This window comes from Chitinophaga sp. XS-30 (genome assembly GCF_008086345.1).
In the GTDB taxonomy this organism is placed as follows: Bacteria; Bacteroidota; Bacteroidia; order Chitinophagales; family Chitinophagaceae; genus Chitinophaga.
This window is the reverse complement of record NZ_CP043006.1, coordinates 3,137,785-3,154,668: the sequence shown is the minus strand read 5'-3', so window position 1 is coordinate 3,154,668 and position 16,884 is coordinate 3,137,785. Positions and strand designations below refer to the sequence as shown.

Sequence of the window (16,884 nt, the reverse complement as noted above, 5' to 3'; positions counted from 1 at the left end):
ATTATAATGTGCTTTGGGCTGTTTTCTGCGGATTCGTTTTACGGGCGTACCAGATCAGCACGGCACCGCCGATCACCAGCAGGCTGGCGATGATCTCGGCCTGCGTGGGATGAAACCCGAAAATATCGTATTTGGTATTGACCCTTATTTTCTCCACAAAGAAGCGCTCAATGCCGTTCAATATCAGGTAGATGCCAAAGATCACGCCGGGAGTGGTCACCTTTTTCCGGATAGCCATCAGCACAACAAAGAAAAGGCCGCAAACGATGATCTCGTATAACGGTGTGGGGAACACGCCCACCGGGAGCGCACTGCAATATTCATGGTCACAGCCCTGCAGCGGCATGCCATCGTTCACCACATTATGCGGATAGCTGTAGGCAAAAAAGAAATCGGGCAGGAAGTCGAGAGATGCCGGTTTTTCAAAAGAGCGGTGCGGAACGTTCTCCAGGCTGCCGAATTGCCGGACGAAGTAAGCCGAGTCCCGGTGCAGGATTTCCTGGTATTGCGCTGCGGTGATCTTTTCCACTTTGCCAGTGGGGTTGGTGCCGTAGGCACTGTTATTGATGCCCCAGTCCCCGTCCCCGGAAAACTGGCAGCCCATCCGTCCAACGGCGTAGGCCAGCATCAGGGCAGGCGCGGCACTGTCTACCAGGTGCTTCCAGTGGATATTTTTTTTGCGTGCGTAACGGATGATCACATAAGCGGCCACAATGAGGCCTCCGTAGAAGGTTAGGCCGCTGGCGGAAAAGAGGGAGCCCCAGGGGTCTCTTGTAAACTCGCCCCAGTTCTCCAGGTTATGAAATATCTTGGCGCCGATCAGCCCGGCAACAGCAGCCTGGATGGTAAAATCCGGCACCCGCTGGTGCGGCATGACCAGTACTTCTTCCTGTTTGGGCTTATCAAGCGCGGTCTTTTTCTTCGAGCTGTACTTCCAGTACGCCATGACGCCAGCGCCGAGCAAACCGCCGATCAGGCTGCCTTGCCCCGATAAAATATACGCTCTCAGGTCTCCTCCGCTATCCCCGCCAAGTCCGGGTATCAAGCCAAGCAGCTTGAAGCCCAGAATAAAACCGATCACAGCGCTGATCAGCATCTCCCCTACGGACGCGGGCTTCCCCACTGTTATCGTTTCCTTTACGCCGGACAGGAGGCCCAGCCGTTCCCGGCGGCGCAGTTCCGAGGTCAACACATAGGCAGCGGCCAGGAAAGCAACGGCTACAAAAAAGCCGAATGTCTGCAATATCTTGAAAACCGGTATTTCGATCCCGAAGAGATCTTTGAACGCGTAGTATAAATTAGGATACATAGATAAAAAAAATGGTGATCTGAGTTTTCCTATGAACAAAGCCGAATTATATCAAAAGGAAAATCAAACCACCAAGTTACATTTCAATTGCGAATAATCAATTACGAATTACGTTTTGTAAATCAATTAACTTTTCCGTAATCCGCAGATCCGCAACCGGTCTCAACAGTACTCATCGAATGCAGCCACCAGATTGGTTGCAATAAGCTGTGCAGAACGGCCTTCTATCATATGGCGTTCTATAAAATGGACAAGTTGCCCGTCTTTAAATAATGCGATCGCCGGCGAAGAGGGCGGGTAAGGCATCAGGTGAGTACGGATCTGTTTCACCGCATCGGAATCAAAACCGGCAAAACTGGTCGTCAGCCTGTCCGGTTTCTTTTCGCTGGTGGCTACCGCCATCAGTACACCCGGCCTGGCCGTACCGGCCGAGCATCCGCATACGGAGTTGATCATCACCAGGGTAGTGCCTTTCTGAGCCAGCACTTCGTCTACTTTAGAGGGGTCCAGCAACTCCTCAAAACCATTATCTGTAAGTTCAGCCTTCATCGGCATCACGAGTTCCGCAGGGTACATAATATATGTTTTTTGCAAAGTTACACAATATATCGATATTCTTCAATAAATTAAGAAAATGACAATATGGCTTCCCTGTTTATGAAAAAACGACAAATTGTCTGTTAATACGCCCGTATTGCTGGCTTTTTTGCAGTCTTTTGGCATTGGTATCCCCTTTGATCTATACCCGTTGTAACTGAAAAAATGGTTTAACACTAAAAAATAAAGACTATGACACTCGTAAAATTCAATCATCAGCCCGCCAAAACCCTTAGTGGCATTATGGACGACATTTTTTCCAGCAAATTCCTGAACAGGGATTTCATCGATCAGGATTTCTTCGGCAGCCGTGCTCCGGTGAACATCCGTGAAACAAAAGACGCATATACCCTTGAGGTAGTTGCGCCGGGCTTTGAAAAAGCTGATTTTTCCATTAACCTCGACGGTCAGACCCTGACCATCAAGGCGGAGAAAAAGGCCGAAAAGCAAGATGAGAACGAAAAACACATCCGCCGCGAGTTCAGCTTCCGCTCCTTCTCCCGCTCTTTTACGCTGGATGAGAGCGTAGACGCTGAAAAGATCAACGCGAAGTATGACAACGGCGTCCTGAACCTGACCCTTCCCAAGAAAGAGGAAAAGAAGAACACCGTTAAAGATATTACAGTTGCATAAGGGTTAGGAATAGTAAGTACAAGAGCCGCTCTCTCCAGGGCGGCTTTTTTTATGCGCCGAAATTACCACGAACGTTGAATAGGCAGGACCCGGGATGATGCTACCTTGCCTGAGCTTACACCGCCTGCATGACCCCTGCGATCAAACGCATACAGACCTTTGCCTGTACACTCTACAGAAACACCGAATCAACGGTCACGGGCAAGCTCTTGTCAAAAACACCGGACCCTTTCGAGCGGGCGCGCGTGAAGATGTTGTTTGATTTCATCTTCTTCTACAGCCTGCTCCTGCTGCCTGTCCTCTTTATGCTGATGTACGGGCAGGACTATACGAACCTGGCTATCCACAGCGCCTTTCTTGCTGTATTTGTGCTATGCGGAGGCATGATGGCCGCCGGTTCCGGCACAGCTGTCACCGGCACGATAGCCGCGCTGAATACCCTGCTCATGCCCATGCTGTCTTCCTTTGCGAATGATCTGGACGTATCCCTCTTATATGCCATTCCCTGGATGATGGCCTGCCTGCTCGGGTACTTCGTGATCGGCATACGCGCGGCGCTCGCACTTGGTTGCGCCGTGTTCCTGTACCTGGGGCTTGTAGCCTTTATTAAAGTGAACGATATCCCGGTTTTCCTGGCCGCCCCGTATTCCAGGCCGGACAAATATGTGGCCACTCCTTTCATTATGGCCGGGTACCTCCTGATCAGCCTGCGGGTCTGGGGTTACTATTACCGCAACCTTGCCAGGCAGGAGGAACTTCAGGCCCGGGAAAAGCAACAGCAATACTCGGCCCTGGTGACCCAGAACCTTACCAAACAGTTCCTGCTGCTCAAAGGCCTCTCCCGTTCAGGGAAAAGTGAATACATGGAAGGAAATATCGAATTGCTGGATGCCTGCTTCTCGGAGATCGAAAAACAGTGCGATACGGCGATCAATTACCTGGACGGCAGCAACCCCGAGCATTGACTACGGGCAGTCGCCCGCCCGGCGGGTATCCACAAGATATATGATCTTCCAGCCCCCGGCAGTTTTCATCAGCTGAAATGAATTGACCCCGCAATGAGAGAACCGCTCCCCGATATAAAAACGGTACGGCGTCCACACACTGGCCAGCGGTCCGTCCACCATAATCCTGTCCACCGTGATCCGCTCATCCCACACGTCCGTGTGAGGCGTACCTACTGCATTGAGAAATTGCTGCAATGGCGCAGTAACCACTTCCGGAACACCTGCCTTCTTCGTAGAAATGGTCTGTATGACAGCTCCCTCCGCAAACACAGCCTTTACCATTGCGCTATCCCCGCTCCTCATCCCCTCAAACAGTTTGTTAATGGCACTCTTAACAAACTCCTCCTCTGAAGACTGTGCCCTTGCCGGATTTGAACATATGATTAATAAAATCAACGGGAATAAATGCAAATATTTCATAATGTTAAAAATAACGATATTGATAACAGGATGGTCCTCCACCGTGCTCAAAAGATACAACTAACTGGTATTTGTAATCGGTGTTACTACAACTATTTTTGCCATGAGCGGGGTTACTACGGCCCATTGTCAAGCACTTTCCTTTTTATTCCCTACCGGAAGTTTTCCTGAGAGATCCTTTTTATTACTATACCATGAAGTGTTCATTATTCCTTACCATGAGATATGTCCGTTTTTACACTATGCCATGAAATCGTTTATCCCTTACTATGAATGTTGGATCGATCTATCCTATGAAATTATGGGCTTCCTGAGAAGGGGGCCTGTTTTTTTGGGAAGGTATTCATTTTTGAGGGGGGAACCCGCATTAAACAGGAAACCCCTCGGAGAACCGAGGGGTTTTTAAGTGGATTACTAACCCATTATTTTAATAACCCAAAATTTTCAGCATGCTTTGGGAGGTTTGCTCCTTCGCATATAGCCAGTCTTTTAATTGTCCGTTTTTGTCGTACCCCACGACCACGTGCTTGGGAGACGGGATAAGGCAATGTTTGATACCGCCGTAGCCGCTCAGCTGATCCTGGTAAGCTCCGGTATGGAAGAACCCGATATACAGCGGTTCCCCATTCGTCAGTTTGGGAAGGAACACGGCATTGATGTGTTCTTCCGAGGTGTAGAAGTCGTACCCGTCACAGGTCAGCCCTCCAAGATGCACCTCCTGGTACTCCTGGTCCCATTTGTTAATGGGCAGCATCAGGAACTTCTCCCCGATACCCCAGGTGTCCGGCAGCGTGGTAATAAAAGAACTGTCGATCATGTACCAGCTTTCCCGGTCGTTCTGCATCTTTTCTCCCAGTACGCTATAGATCACTGCTCCGCTCTCTCCTACCGTGAAGGAACCGAACTCGGTATAAATATCCGGTACGGGCACCTTGTTCTTTTTACAAACACTCTTGATATTGGCCACGATCTCGTTCACGATGTAAGCGTAATCATAGTCAAACCCGAGGGAGTGTTTGATCGGGAAGCCGCCGCCGAGATTGATGCTCTCCAGTTCCGGACAAATCTTCTTCAGCTGGCAATAAAGGTTCATCACTTTATTGAACTGGCTCCAGTAAAATATATCGTCTTTGATCCCTTTGTTCATAAAGAAGTGGAGCATTTTCAACTCGAACTTCGGATTTCCCTTCAGCTTGTCCACGTAAAGTTCGAGGATGTCGCGGGAGGCAATGCCCAAACGGGATGTATAAAAATCAAATGTCGGCTCCTCTTCTGCCGCGATCCGGATACCCAGCTTCACCGGCCCCTTGGAACGGACGAACTTTGAATAGTCCTCCAGCTCCGCCTTGTTGTCCAGCACCGGCAATACATTGGTAAAACCGCTGTTGATCAGTTTTGCGATGCTCCGGGTGTAAGTTTTGGTCTTATACCCGTTACAGATCACAAAGGTATCTTTCGTGATCTTCTTCCGCTCATATAGCTTGTTGATAATATCTATATCGTAAGCGAAAGATGTTTCAATATGCACGTCATGTTTAAGGGTCTCCTCCATGATAAAGGAGAAATGAGAACTTTTCGTGCAGTAGCAATAATAATACTTGCCGTCGTACCTGTTCTTCTTGATGGCGTCCTGGAACATTTTCTTCGCCCTGTTGATCTGCATCCCGATCTTGGGAAGATACGTCAGTTTGAAAGGTGTTCCATACTTGTCAATCAATGCCCGGATGTCCAATCCATTAAACTCCAGGTTGTTATCCTTTACTTCGAAGCCCTCCTGGGGAAATTCAAAGGTCTGGTTAACGAGATCCGTGTAGGTGTTGTTCATTTAACGCTGTGAATGATTGTTAAGGATTAAATAATAAAACTTAAACCACATTATAAATGAGCTGGAAACTTCTGGTTTATACACCTACGTAAGTCGTTTCACCAGCAAAATCGGATGCAAATCTACTATTTTGTTCGAATGGATTGCCAAAAATCTTCGATCTTTTTTATGAAAGGCCAATACTTGACATAAATAATTGTCTATAAATCAATTAAACACATTTAACTTAAATAAAAATAGCAACAAAATACCGTTTTATCCTTTCGTCCCTCCTGTTTTACAATGTGTTCATTATCATTTCAATAGTTCCAGCGCCCGCTTCCCTTCACAAAACAGCAGATCAAGAATGCTGAGGTCCGGCATAAACCCGGTCCTTTCCCCGAATACCTGGGTGTACTGCGGCAGGTCCGCCTGGCTTTTCCCCGGAATCATCACATCCCGCTGGTCCAGCACCCCGGAGGCCGGATCATACGTCTTCCGGAAACTTTCCGTAAGGCTCACCGGCCGCTCCATCCCCACGGCCTTGTTCGCCCACTCCAGGCAGGCCATATTCCAGTCCAGCAGAAAACTGAAATTCCGCGCGTAAAGTGCCTGCAGATCTTCCTCAAAATATTCAAACCAGGGGGAGCGGCGGTAGGCGGATGTCAAAGTCTTCCAATGCAGCGCCTGCCATTTTTCCTCATTGCTGATCCGGACGTCCTTCATGATCGTCCGCTGGTTTTTTCCTTTCGTCAGGGGAACGCTTAAAAGGATGACGCCGTTAGGCCCCGCAACATAACATCTGTTCCGGTAACTCACCTTTTGGTAGTGTTCATATCGTTCAATATTTAATATGTCAACACTAATTAAAGTTTTATAAAAGGAAATTGGTGGAAAATATTGAGATTCAATAAGTAAAGTACTTAATTTTGACTGCTCTGTCATATCGTCACGATTATAGTTTAAAAGGAACAAAATTCATTGTTGGAGGTCTGTTGAAATTAAATATTAAATATCAGTTGTAACTTCATAATTTGTTGTAAAACAGATCATAGAATTATAATAAATATGCTATTTTCATTAGTAAAATACCATTTCAAGCTGAAATTTAAAAGTCTACAAAAATACTAAAGTAATTAGTTAGAAAAATACATGATTTTGGGGTTGTTTTATTTAAAGTAAAACTTCAAGTAGAGCGGGGCCTCTCCGACTCCGACAAAGGGCAAATCTTAACTTCTTGTTAGAACATAGTTTCGTAGGTTTGGAGAAATTCAATTATCCGCCATTCATGAAAAGATATCATTGGCCAATTTTAGTGCTCCTCATTTGGGGGACGATCAGCGCATGCGGGAATGTGAAAGACCTGGAATTTGTCCGGGTAGCCAGCGTGAATTTCGATCAGCTGGGATTTTCCAAAAGCGTGGTAAAAATGGAGCTCGCCTATTACAATCCGAACAATTTTTCGCTACGGCTGAAAGATGCCGAGTTTGATCTTTTCCTCGATGACACCAAAGTGGGGCATTCCCTTCAGGACACCCTGATCGATATTCCGGCGAAGGATACCTTCTATTTTCCGGTGAAACTGGAGGTAGATATGGGGAATGTTTTCCGGAATGTGCTCGGTGCGCTGACCAATAAAGAGGTAACCATCAAGGCTGCCGGTAATTGCAAAGTGGGCAAAAAGGGGGTATTTCTGCCATTTCCGATCAAATGTGAGACCAGGCAGAAAATTGACTTTTTCTGAGTTTTTGGGGAATAAAGGTGCTTTTTTCGGTGGAAGAAAAAGGATTATTCCTGGTGAACGGGGACTCGGGAAGCCAGATTTTCGGACTTCAATAGCAGGGATAAAATAATTTTAACCGGCTGAGGAGGTGGTAGAAAAGTGCTTTTTTCTTGATGAATAACATGTACTATTCCTGGTGAACGAGGACTCGGTAAGCCGGATTTTCGGACTTCAATAGCAGGGATAAAATAATTTTACCGGCTGAAGAGGTGGCAGAAAAGCGCTTTTTTCTGATGAAAACCAAGACTATTTTCCCTGACTTAGAACCGTAATAAGCAGTTTTTCGCTGACCCGGCGGACGACAAGAAGACGTTACCGGGTAAACGGAGACGCGAAAAAACGGATTGAACAGGGTGCCGCAGAGGTGAGCAAGGCCGACAAAGGCCGCCGGCTTCGCCGCTCCGGCCCATAAAAAAACCGGCAGGTTTCCCCGCCGGTCTGAAATTTTTCTTTCTTTTTTGATTCCCTAACCCTTCTTTTTGGGAGGAGGGCCGCCGCCATCTTCCGGTTTCTTGCAGCACGTCGGGAGCTCATTATAGGAATCCTCATTCGCCGTTACATCATCCGCATCATATCCCACATTGGCAATAGCAGTTTTGATATTCTCGATATTGGTACGGTCTGTATAATATTTCACCGTCGCCACTTTCTTCTTTACATCCACCACCATAGACTTCACTCCTTCCTCTCTCAGAAAATAGCGCTGGATCCTGTCTTTGCACATATTGCACTGTACTGTTGGCACACTGATCTTGGCAGTAGCCAGCGTGCCTTTTTTCACCTGGGCAGTTGCCGCTCCTGCTCCGGCAATCAGGAGCACAAGCATGAGTTTGATTATACGCATAGCATGATTTATTTTATACAATATACGAAATAAATGAATATATCGACCTACCGGCCCCAGACATCCGGCGCCTTGCGCCAGGCCTGCAGGGTTTCCTGATCATCCGCGGATACCAGTCCCTTTTCCACAGCCAGTTCTATCATTGCATTATAGTTGCTGAGGGATTTGAAAGGCACCCCTGCCTGTTCAAAAGCCTTCACCGCTACATCAAAACCATAGTTGAATATAGACACCATCCCGATCACTTCCCCTCCTGCTGCCCGTATCGCCTGCACGGCTTCCAGGCTGCTTTTACCGGTGGAGATCAGGTCTTCCACCACCACTACCGGCTGCCCCGGCTGCAAAACCCCTTCGATCATATTGCCCATGCCATGCTCCTTTGGCTTGGAACGTACATAAATAAAAGGTAATTTGAGTTGGTCCGCCACCATGGCCCCATGAGGAATACCCGCCGTGGCTACGCCGGCTATCACCGCCGCATCCGGAAAGGTCTCGAATACGGTGTTGCACAACTCGGATTTGATGTAATCGCGGATGTAGGGATAAGACAAAACCGTACGGTTGTCGCAATAAATGGGAGATTTCCAGCCGGAGGCCCAGGTAAAAGGATTGGCCGGGCTTAGCTTGATCGCCTGGATCTGCAGCAGTTTCTCTGCTACCTGTTTTTCACTGACATTGTTCATAACGGCGCAAAAGTACGAATTTGAATGCAGGGAAGGATTATTTTTGGAGGATGGAAACACCGGTTAATATATATATCAACGAGCGGCCGCTGGTCATCGCCGCGGAAACGGACGTATTGCCTGCGGATGATGCAAACAGCCTCACCCTTTTTTCACCCGGCGATGAGGAGATCGGCAGGGTGATCATGCAGCTGGACAAAAATGAATTGCCAAAAGCTGTGTTTCGTCATTCCAACCCTGTATCTTTATTCCACCAGGTGAAAAGCCACTTTACCGTATTTGAAGCAGCGGGTGGCGTAATCAGCAACCCGGCGGAAGAGGTGCTGCTGATGTTCCGGCGCGGTAAATGGGACCTTCCGAAAGGGAAGCTGGACGATGGGGAAACACTGGAGGCCTGCGCCCTCCGGGAAGTGCGGGAAGAAACCGGTCTTATTAATATACAGCTTACAGGCAAGATCACGGAAACATTCCACTATTATCCCTGGAAAGACAAAAAGGTGCTCAAGCACAGTCACTGGTACCGCATGCAGTTCACCGGAACGGAATTAACCATACCACAGATAGAGGAAGACATCCTGGATATTCAATGGATACGCCCGGAAAACCTGGGCAAATACATGCAGTATTCCTATCAGAACATCATCGATGTGCTTCTCAAAGCTGGCTATAAACTATAACCTATGAATGCTCAATCCCACTATGACAACCACCTGGCGGCTTTTTATGCCTGGATGACAGGTAATTTCGACACCAAACAGCAGGAGCAGGAAACCTATTTCTCCGGCAAGCACATCAAGCCTGCCGGGAATGCCGTGGCTATTGATCTCGGCGCGGGGCACGGGCTGCAGACCATCTCACTGGCCAACCTGGGTTTCACCGTCTATGCCGTGGATTTCAACCAGCACCTCCTGTCGGAATTGAATGCCAGGGCCAAAGGCATGACGGTACGCACCATTCTCGCCAACATCGCCAACACCACGCAGTACAGCACCATGAATGCCGAGCTGATCACCTGCATGGGTGATACGCTGACCCATCTGGAAAGCGTGCAGCAGGTGAATACCCTGTTCGGGGAATGGTACAGCATGCTGCCTGCGGGTGGAAAACTGGTGTTATCCTTTCGCGATCTCACCCAGGAACTGGAAAAAGAAGAACGTTTCATCCCCATCCGGGCGGAAGATGAACGTATCCATACCTGCTTCCTGGAGTACTTCCCGGGGTATGTAAGGGTATTTGATGTGTTGATGGAAAAGCAGAACGGTCAATGGATCCAGAAAGTCAGCAGCTACCAGAAGCTGCGGCTGGGCATCGAGCAGGTGAAGATCATGCTCACGGCGGCTGGCTTTGCCGTGCAGGACCATGAAGTGATCCAGCGGATGCACTACCTGGTGGCCCAGAAACTGAAGGGCTAGGCTGGCTATCGTTTGGGGAGAACGGCGACCGTCAACCGGCTGACGCAGACGAGCTTGTCGTGATCGTCACAGATACGGATATCCCAGACGTGGGTGGAGCTGCCGATATGCAGGGGCTTCGCCACGGCGTGAACATATCCTTCCCGCACCCCGCGAATGTGATTGGCGTTGATCTCCATTCCCACACAAATTTGCTTCTCCGGGTCAGTGATCAATGCGGAAGCTACGCTGCCCACCGTCTCCGCCAGTGCCGCCGAAGCCCCGCCATGCAGCAGGCCATAGGGCTGAACGGTACGATGATCAACGGGCATGATGGCCCGCAGATAGTCCGGACCGATCTCGGTGAACTCCATACCCAGATAGGCGCCCATAGTGTTCTGCGCATTTTCGTTGAGATGTTCGAGGGAAATATCCAGGGAAAACCAGATCGGTTTCATGATAATGATTTTTATGGATCATTCAGGATTGACGTTACTTCTTCGGCTTGATGGTCCTGGCCACGGGGTCAGGCAGGAACTGCGCCACATCGCCACCGTGGCGGATCACATCGCGCACCAGTGTGGAAGCGATAGTGGAATATTCCGGCGAGCAGGTAAGAAAGATCGTTTCCACTTCGTGTTCCATCTTCCGGTTGATGTCCGCGATCGCTTTCTCGTATTCAAAATCACTCACATACCTGATTCCCCGCAAAATGAACCTTGCATTCACCTCCTTGCAGAAATTCACGGTCAGCCCTTCGTAGGATGCCACCCTGATCTTCGGTTCATTCCGGTATATCTCCTTCAGCCATTCCACCCGTTGTTCCACACTGAACATCGGTACTTTGGTGGCATTGATCCCGATGCCGATGATCAGCTCGTCAAACAGCGGCAGCGCCCGGTCGATAATATCGGTATGCCCCAGTGTAACGGGATCGAAGGTACCGGGAAATAAGCAGATACGTTGCATGTCAATGGTTTATTATGGCCGGGATCACTTTTTCAGTTCTTCCCGGTTGATGAATATAGAAAAAATAGTGGTCCCGTAATTCCGTTCGGAACGGTAGTAGCTGAATTGTTTATAGTTATTGCGCGGTGTGTGTTCCAGCACAAACCATCCTTCCGGCTTCAGCAATTCCCTTTCGAATACCTGCTTCGGCAGTTCGTCGATGGTGGCCAGCGCATAGGGCGGGCCGGCGAAAATGAAATCGAACTGTTCATTACATTCCCGGAGGAACCTGAACACGTCCATCCGCACCAGTTTAAGCGAAATATTCAGATTGGCGGCGGTTTTACTGATGAAATCAGCCATGGCGGCATCTTTCTCCACAATGGTCTGGTCCTTTGCCCCGCGGGAGGCCAGTTCATAGCTGATGCTGCCGGTACCGCCAAATATATCCAGTGTTTTCAGCGAAGATATATCCAGGTTGTTTTCGATGATGTTGAAGAGGCCACCCTTGGCCAGGTCTGTAGTAGGGCGGGTATGCGGCATATTGGCGGGTGGACTGATGCGCCTTCCGCTCATCTCTCCTCCTATTATACGCATAATGCCAGTGCATAAAGATTGTGAAAATGGTGTGCCGGCACATCGTTCATCCTGGCGATGTACAGGAAGTTGTCCGGTTTGCGCACCCAGTCCAGCCGCGGCAGAAAGCGGTTGAGTTCCTGGTACACCTGGGAATCATGTGTGAGGGCCCCTCCCAGTTTGATCTTTGCCTGCTGTTCGTTCAGGCCCAGCTGGCGCAGGGAATTGACGATATAATAAACGATATCCAGCCCGCTGCGGTAGGCAAATTGCTGTTGCAGCAACAGCTTGCCGGCGGCATAGATGGTGAGGGCAAAATGTTGCGGTTGTATTTCGATGAATACCACACCGTCAGAGAACTGTACATCCCCATCCTGCCGGTAAGCTTTCAGCAGGGCGCTGCCGGCATGCACCACACGGTCAGACGAGAACTCCTTGCGCAGGAAACCCAGGATATCCTTATCCGTGGCGAATACGTGCACCATACCCAGCTCGGGCAGGGTATCCGCCAGTACGGCTTCCTGCATTTTCTCCAGGTGGGTGATATGCAGAAATTCCTTTTTGAGCGCAGACTGATAAAGCGGTTCCGGCACCAGGGTACTGTCCGGCGAATCAAATGCCAGTATCACATCGCGGAATGCGGTGAATAACAGCTTGTCGGCATCAAATATCTGTTCGATCATTTCCAGGTCCGCCACCGCCAGGGTCTTCGGCTGGTAGCTGTAACTCTTCAGGGCCAGGAACTTGCGGGCAACGGGGGACAGCACGGCATAACTGAATGTACCACTGCCGATCAGTACCAGCAGTGTGCAGGTCGTGAGATCCGTTTCCAGCAGGGTAGCATCATCTATCGCATATGTCGGTTGTATCGTATAAGCCACGGGCATGCATTTCTCAATTGTACAAAGCACAATAATAATCAAAATTGTTGGAATGAGGCGGAACAAGGGAAAGGGTGTACTTTTGCGTCGCCCGAAACTATATGCAAGTCAACTTATCCAACAGGCAGGTCATCTCCATCGCAGGCCCCATCAGCCTTGCGCTCGTATTACCGCAGATCAATCACATGACCAATGCCGCTTTCCTGGGGCATCTGGGGGAATTCCCCTTTGCGGTGAACGGGATCGCGGGCATCTATTACCTGGTCATGTATATGATCGCTCACGGGCTGAATAACGGGCTGCAGGTGTTGTTCGCGCGGCGGGCAGGGGAATTGAATTATGCCGGTATGGGCCGGTATTTCTCCAATGGCCTTGTGCTGGCGCTGATCTTTTCCGCCGCGGCCGTGCTGGTCACCGCACTTTTTGTACCCATGTTCTTTGCCCGTACCCTGCATGATCCGGCTATCCGGGATGCCGCTGCTTCGTTTATGCGCATCCGTATATGGGGACTTCCCTTCCTGATGCTGATGGGCTTATGCAATGCGCTCTACATCGGTACGAGCAACACGCGGCTGCTGGTCATCACGTCTGTTTTCCAGGAGGTGCTGAACATTGTGCTGGATTACGGGCTGATCTTCGGCAAGATGGGTTTGCCGCAACTTGGGCTGAACGGGGCAGCCTATGCTTCTGTGATGGCGGAGATACTGGGCTGCGCCGTGGCGTTCCTGCTCTTATTCGGCCTACGCTTCCCCCATACTTACCAGCTGTTTGCCCGGCTGAAACCGGATTGGGCGGCTATCCGCAATATCCTCGCCATTTCGGCCCCGCTTATCGTGCAGTTCCTCTTCGGCATCGGCAGCTGGCTGGTGTTCTTCATTTTTATTGAGCACCTCGGGCAACGGCCGCTGGCCATTTCCAATATGATGCGCAGCATTTTCGGCCTGTTCGGCATTTTTACCTGGGCGCTGGCGGCCACCTGCAATACCATGGTAAGCAATCTTATCGGTCAGGGTAAAGAAGCGGATGTATTGAAAGTGGTAAAGAAGATAGCAGGATTTGCGATCATTTGCGCTGTTGGGGTCAGCCTGCTGATCAACCTCTTCCCCTATCAGCTGTTCCGCATTTATACCACGGATATCACGATGATCAGCGAAGCGATCCCTTCCATAAGGGTATGCACGATGGTGACCCTGCTGTCTGCGGTGACCGCTGTGGTTTTCAACGGGGTGACCGGAACGGGCAATACGCGTGTGAACCTGGCGATCGAATTTGCCGCGGTGACGGTGTACCTGGTATATTGCGTGATTGTGATAGAACGCTGGCGCAGTCCCCTGCATTGGGCATGGGGTGCCGAATTCGTGTACTGGTCCACCATGTGCCTGCTGGCATTGCTGTACCTGAAAAGCGGGAAATGGAAAGGTAAGGTGATCAATTAAGCTGGTTTCTGCACCGCAGCATTCTTGTGAAAAGCCATTCCGGGCATCATTGCATATCTTCCAGCATTTTTTTGCATTCCGCCTTGATGGCCGGATCGTCCTGGTAGATGGGCCGCAGGCGCATGGCTTTGTTCAGTATTTCAAATGCCTGCGTTTCCTGGTTATTTTGCCGGTACACTTTGGCGAGGTCATAATAATTGAGGATATAAGAAGGTTTCAGTTTCCTGCATTTCTCATAATCGGTTATAGCCGCCTCGATGCTTCCCGGCGGCACGCCGCCGAATAACACTTTGGCCGCGGCCTTTTCTATCGTGCTGAGATTGGAAAGCTCCTCATTCCATTTACCGAGCAGATGATAAACTTCCCCATACTCCGCGTTGAATTTCAGGGCCAGGTCCGCATACTTCTTCACTTCCTTGAATGCGGCCACTTTTTCCTTGGCGCCGGAGATCAGGGCAATATTGTTCAGCGCTACCGCCATCGCATAATTCGCTTCGGGGTTTTCCGGCTCTACTTTGAGGGCTTCGTAGGCAAATATCTTCGCTTCATTAAAAAACTCCTGCTTTTCGGCCTTTTCCTTGCGGCGCTGCCCTTCGCGTGAGCAGATCAGGCTCGAATGGCTCTGCGCATAGGCATGGCCCGGCGATACCTGCAACAATTCCCTGTACTTGCCGAGCGCTTCCATTTCCTTCATCTGTTTTTCAAGCTGCTGCGCTTCCGCCAGCAACTCTTCGGCAGACTGTGCCCGGGCGGACAAAAGTGCCCCGCAGGAAAGGAAAAGCAGTATCATTTTCTTCAGCATAGGACGATAAAATTTTAATAGGTAACCAAATTTAAGGTTTAATCATTGGAAAATGAAGATAATATGCAGAAAATATTTATATATTATATAAACGGGGAAATAGATGGATGGGGGTTGTGGCGGATGGTGGTCAATATGATTTATCCAGTGTTACGACCGAGCGGGCCACATCGCCACCGAGCGGGGGGGCCTGTTTTTTCAGGGTGACCCTTGAATGATGAATAGCGGGGAAGGCGGTTTTGATGGCCGTGGAAATATCATGCACTACGGTTTCCAGCAGGGGCTGAGGCGTTTGCATAATCCGGCGGGCAATGGTGTACAGCATCTCATAATTGACCGACTCGTCGAGGTCCGCCGGATCTTCGGGTTCAGGGATGCTCACCTGGATATCCAGGGTAAAATGGTTACCGATGATCTGCTCTTCAGGGTATAAACCATGATGAGCGTAGCATTGCAGTCCCTCCAGTGCGATGGTCAGCATAATCAGCAGGATTAGCGCGCGCTGTAGTGCCTGTGGCCATTCACGCCCGCGTGAAAATGAAAGGGCTGTATCAAAAGCGCATCATCTGACTTTCAATACAGCCCGTGATCTCTTATTGATGCTCCTTCGCGGAGAGGTAACGTTCTGCATCCAGTGCGGCAATACATCCGCTGCCGGCAGCAGTTACGGCCTGGCGGTAGATCTTGTCCTGCACATCGCCACACGCAAATACGCCTTCCACGCTGGTACGGCTGGTACCGGGAACGGTTTTGATGTATCCCTGCTCATCCATGTCCAGCTTGCCTTTGAAGATATCGGAATTGGGCTGGTGGCCGATAGCCACGAAGAAAGCGCTGACGGCGATGTCTTTTTCCTCGTTGGTCTCCGTGTTCCTTATGCGAACGCCGTCCACTTTGTTCTCGCCAAGCACTTCTACGGTTTCGGTATTCCAGTACACCATGATGTTGGATGTTTTCAGCACCCTGTCCTGCATGACCTTGGAGGCCCTCATTTCATGGCGGCGAACCAGCATATGTACGTTGGAGCATATTTTGGAAAGATAGATCGCTTCTTCTGCAGCGGTATCTCCCGCGCCCACGATGGCGGCTTCCTTGCCGCGGAAGAAAAAGCCGTCGCATACCGCGCAGGCGGATACGCCGCTTCCGTTAAGGCGTTGCTCGGAGGGCAGCCCCAGCCATTTGGCGGAGGCGCCGGTGGCAATGATGATCGCATCGGCGGTGATGGTCTTTTCTTCGTCTATTGTTACTTTATAGGGTTGTGCGGTAAAATCGACTGCCGTTGCAATGCCATAGCGGATATCTGCACCCATGCGGCTGGCCTGCTTTTCAAAGTCCACCATCATTTCGGGTCCCTGAATGCCTTCGGGATAGCCGGGGTAGTTCTCTACCTCTGTGGTGATCGTCAATTGACCGCCGGGTTGAATACCCTGGTACAATACGGGTTTCAGGTTGGCGCGTGCGGCATAGATCGCCGCGGTATAGCCTGCCGGCCCTGAACCGATGATCAGTACATGTACATGTTCCTGTGATGTGTTGTTTTCCATGCTGTTGTTAGCTGTTGTTGGTTTTTGATTTGATTATGCTGATAGCGCCATCGCATTGACGACGACGCGGGTAACGTGGCAAAAGATTTCCGGGCGCCGGTAAATACGATGCGGCCGCCTGCCAGATATCATAGGTACTGTGATCAACATGATAGCATTCCGGGACGGTGTTTCCCGGTTAAAATATCCATACGTATCAAAGTCTATTGACTGGCTCATGTCTGCT

General features: G+C 49.9%; 20 protein-coding genes. 6 read left to right on the top strand and 14 right to left on the bottom strand.

Annotated features, from left to right (window positions below):
- Position 1 precedes the first annotated feature (1 nt).
- On the bottom strand, positions 2-1,309 hold the full coding sequence (locus FW415_RS12975) for a prolipoprotein diacylglyceryl transferase (protein WP_148385610.1): 1,308 nt from the start codon (positions 1,307-1,309) through the stop codon (positions 2-4).
- A 162-nt stretch (positions 1,310-1,471) separates the two neighbouring features.
- The gene (locus FW415_RS12970) at positions 1,472-1,885 is read right to left on the bottom strand and encodes a BrxA/BrxB family bacilliredoxin (RefSeq protein WP_148385608.1); all 414 of its coding nucleotides are present in this window, start codon (positions 1,883-1,885) and stop codon (positions 1,472-1,474) included.
- A gap of 213 nt (positions 1,886-2,098) precedes the next feature.
- On the opposite strand from FW415_RS12970, the gene FW415_RS12965 reads away from it, so the two are divergent.
- Together FW415_RS12965 and FW415_RS12960 are read left to right on the top strand one after the other, a co-directional pair.
- Positions 2,099-2,539: an Hsp20/alpha crystallin family protein gene (locus tag FW415_RS12965; RefSeq protein WP_210420676.1), complete on the top strand. Its 441-nt coding sequence runs from the start codon at positions 2,099-2,101 to the stop codon at positions 2,537-2,539.
- A 128-nt stretch (positions 2,540-2,667) separates the two neighbouring features.
- Positions 2,668-3,504, top strand: coding sequence for a hypothetical protein (locus FW415_RS12960; protein WP_148385606.1), 837 nt, complete (start codon positions 2,668-2,670; stop codon positions 3,502-3,504).
- Here the strand turns inward: FW415_RS12960 and FW415_RS12955 are convergent, their stop codons facing one another.
- From FW415_RS12955 to FW415_RS12945, 3 genes are all read right to left on the bottom strand, one after another.
- Complete coding sequence (locus tag FW415_RS12955; RefSeq protein ID WP_148385604.1) at positions 3,505-3,966, bottom strand: nuclear transport factor 2 family protein; 462 nt, start codon at positions 3,964-3,966, stop codon at positions 3,505-3,507. It abuts the gene before it with no gap.
- A 427-nt stretch (positions 3,967-4,393) separates the two neighbouring features.
- Entirely contained in the window at positions 4,394-5,791 is a 1,398-nt protein-coding gene (locus tag FW415_RS12950) for an arginine decarboxylase (protein WP_148385602.1), read from the bottom strand.
- 294 nt (positions 5,792-6,085) lie between these two features.
- The gene (locus FW415_RS12945) at positions 6,086-6,715 is read right to left on the bottom strand and encodes a WbqC family protein (RefSeq protein ID WP_148385598.1); all 630 of its coding nucleotides are present in this window, start codon (positions 6,713-6,715) and stop codon (positions 6,086-6,088) included.
- A gap of 343 nt (positions 6,716-7,058) precedes the next feature.
- Here FW415_RS12945 and FW415_RS12940 point away from each other — a divergent pair, with 343 nt between their 5' ends.
- The gene (locus FW415_RS12940; RefSeq protein WP_148385596.1) at positions 7,059-7,514 is read left to right on the top strand and encodes an LEA type 2 family protein; all 456 of its coding nucleotides are present in this window, start codon (positions 7,059-7,061) and stop codon (positions 7,512-7,514) included.
- A gap of 505 nt (positions 7,515-8,019) precedes the next feature.
- Here the strand turns inward: FW415_RS12940 and FW415_RS12935 are convergent.
- Positions 8,020-8,397, bottom strand: a complete 378-nt coding sequence (locus FW415_RS12935; RefSeq protein ID WP_148385594.1) for a heavy-metal-associated domain-containing protein — start codon at positions 8,395-8,397, stop codon at positions 8,020-8,022.
- Positions 8,398-8,444: 47 nt separating this feature from the next.
- On the bottom strand, positions 8,445-9,080 hold the full coding sequence (pyrE, locus tag FW415_RS12930) for an orotate phosphoribosyltransferase (protein ID WP_148385592.1): 636 nt from the start codon (positions 9,078-9,080) through the stop codon (positions 8,445-8,447).
- Between the two features lie 50 nt (positions 9,081-9,130).
- Between pyrE and FW415_RS12925 the strand changes: the two genes are divergently transcribed.
- Together FW415_RS12925 and FW415_RS12920 are read left to right on the top strand one after the other, a co-directional pair.
- Positions 9,131-9,757 (top strand): NUDIX hydrolase, encoded by a 627-nt coding sequence (locus FW415_RS12925; RefSeq protein WP_210420675.1) that lies wholly within the window; start codon positions 9,131-9,133, stop codon positions 9,755-9,757.
- Between the two features lie 3 nt (positions 9,758-9,760).
- Positions 9,761-10,492, top strand: a complete 732-nt coding sequence (locus FW415_RS12920) for a bifunctional 2-polyprenyl-6-hydroxyphenol methylase/3-demethylubiquinol 3-O-methyltransferase UbiG (RefSeq protein WP_148385590.1) — start codon at positions 9,761-9,763, stop codon at positions 10,490-10,492.
- A gap of 5 nt (positions 10,493-10,497) precedes the next feature.
- Here the strand turns inward: FW415_RS12920 and FW415_RS12915 are convergent, their stop codons facing one another.
- From FW415_RS12915 to FW415_RS12900, 4 genes are read right to left on the bottom strand one after another with little or no spacing between them, the layout of a single operon-like run.
- On the bottom strand, positions 10,498-10,929 hold the full coding sequence (locus FW415_RS12915; RefSeq protein ID WP_148385588.1) for a hotdog fold thioesterase: 432 nt from the start codon (positions 10,927-10,929) through the stop codon (positions 10,498-10,500).
- Positions 10,930-10,963: 34 nt separating this feature from the next.
- On the bottom strand, positions 10,964-11,440 hold the full coding sequence (gene coaD / locus FW415_RS12910; protein ID WP_148385585.1) for a pantetheine-phosphate adenylyltransferase: 477 nt from the start codon (positions 11,438-11,440) through the stop codon (positions 10,964-10,966).
- A 24-nt stretch (positions 11,441-11,464) separates the two neighbouring features.
- Positions 11,465-12,016 carry an RsmD family RNA methyltransferase gene (locus FW415_RS12905; protein WP_148385583.1) on the bottom strand — a complete coding sequence of 184 codons (552 nt, stop codon included), beginning with the start codon at positions 12,014-12,016 and terminating at the stop codon, positions 11,465-11,467.
- Entirely contained in the window at positions 12,007-12,876 is an 870-nt protein-coding gene (locus FW415_RS12900) for a DUF3822 family protein (protein WP_168208801.1), read from the bottom strand. The genes FW415_RS12905 and FW415_RS12900 overlap by 10 nt, the downstream gene beginning before the upstream one ends.
- Positions 12,877-12,977: 101 nt before the next feature.
- On the opposite strand from FW415_RS12900, the gene FW415_RS12895 reads away from it, so the two are divergent.
- On the top strand, positions 12,978-14,312 hold the full coding sequence (locus tag FW415_RS12895; RefSeq protein ID WP_148385579.1) for an MATE family efflux transporter: 1,335 nt from the start codon (positions 12,978-12,980) through the stop codon (positions 14,310-14,312).
- A 46-nt stretch (positions 14,313-14,358) separates the two neighbouring features.
- Here FW415_RS12895 and FW415_RS12890 read toward each other — a convergent pair whose 3' ends face one another.
- The 3 genes from FW415_RS12890 to trxB all read right to left on the bottom strand — a co-directional run bounded on the left by FW415_RS12890 (position 14,359) and on the right by trxB (position 16,658).
- Complete coding sequence (locus tag FW415_RS12890; RefSeq protein WP_148385576.1) at positions 14,359-15,114, bottom strand: hypothetical protein; 756 nt, start codon at positions 15,112-15,114, stop codon at positions 14,359-14,361.
- 130 nt (positions 15,115-15,244) lie between these two features.
- The gene (gene folB / locus FW415_RS12885) at positions 15,245-15,595 is read right to left on the bottom strand and encodes a dihydroneopterin aldolase (protein ID WP_148385574.1); all 351 of its coding nucleotides are present in this window, start codon (positions 15,593-15,595) and stop codon (positions 15,245-15,247) included.
- A 112-nt stretch (positions 15,596-15,707) separates the two neighbouring features.
- Entirely contained in the window at positions 15,708-16,658 is a 951-nt protein-coding gene (trxB, locus tag FW415_RS12880) for a thioredoxin-disulfide reductase (RefSeq protein ID WP_148385572.1), read from the bottom strand.
- Between the last annotated feature and the right edge of the window lie 226 nt (positions 16,659-16,884).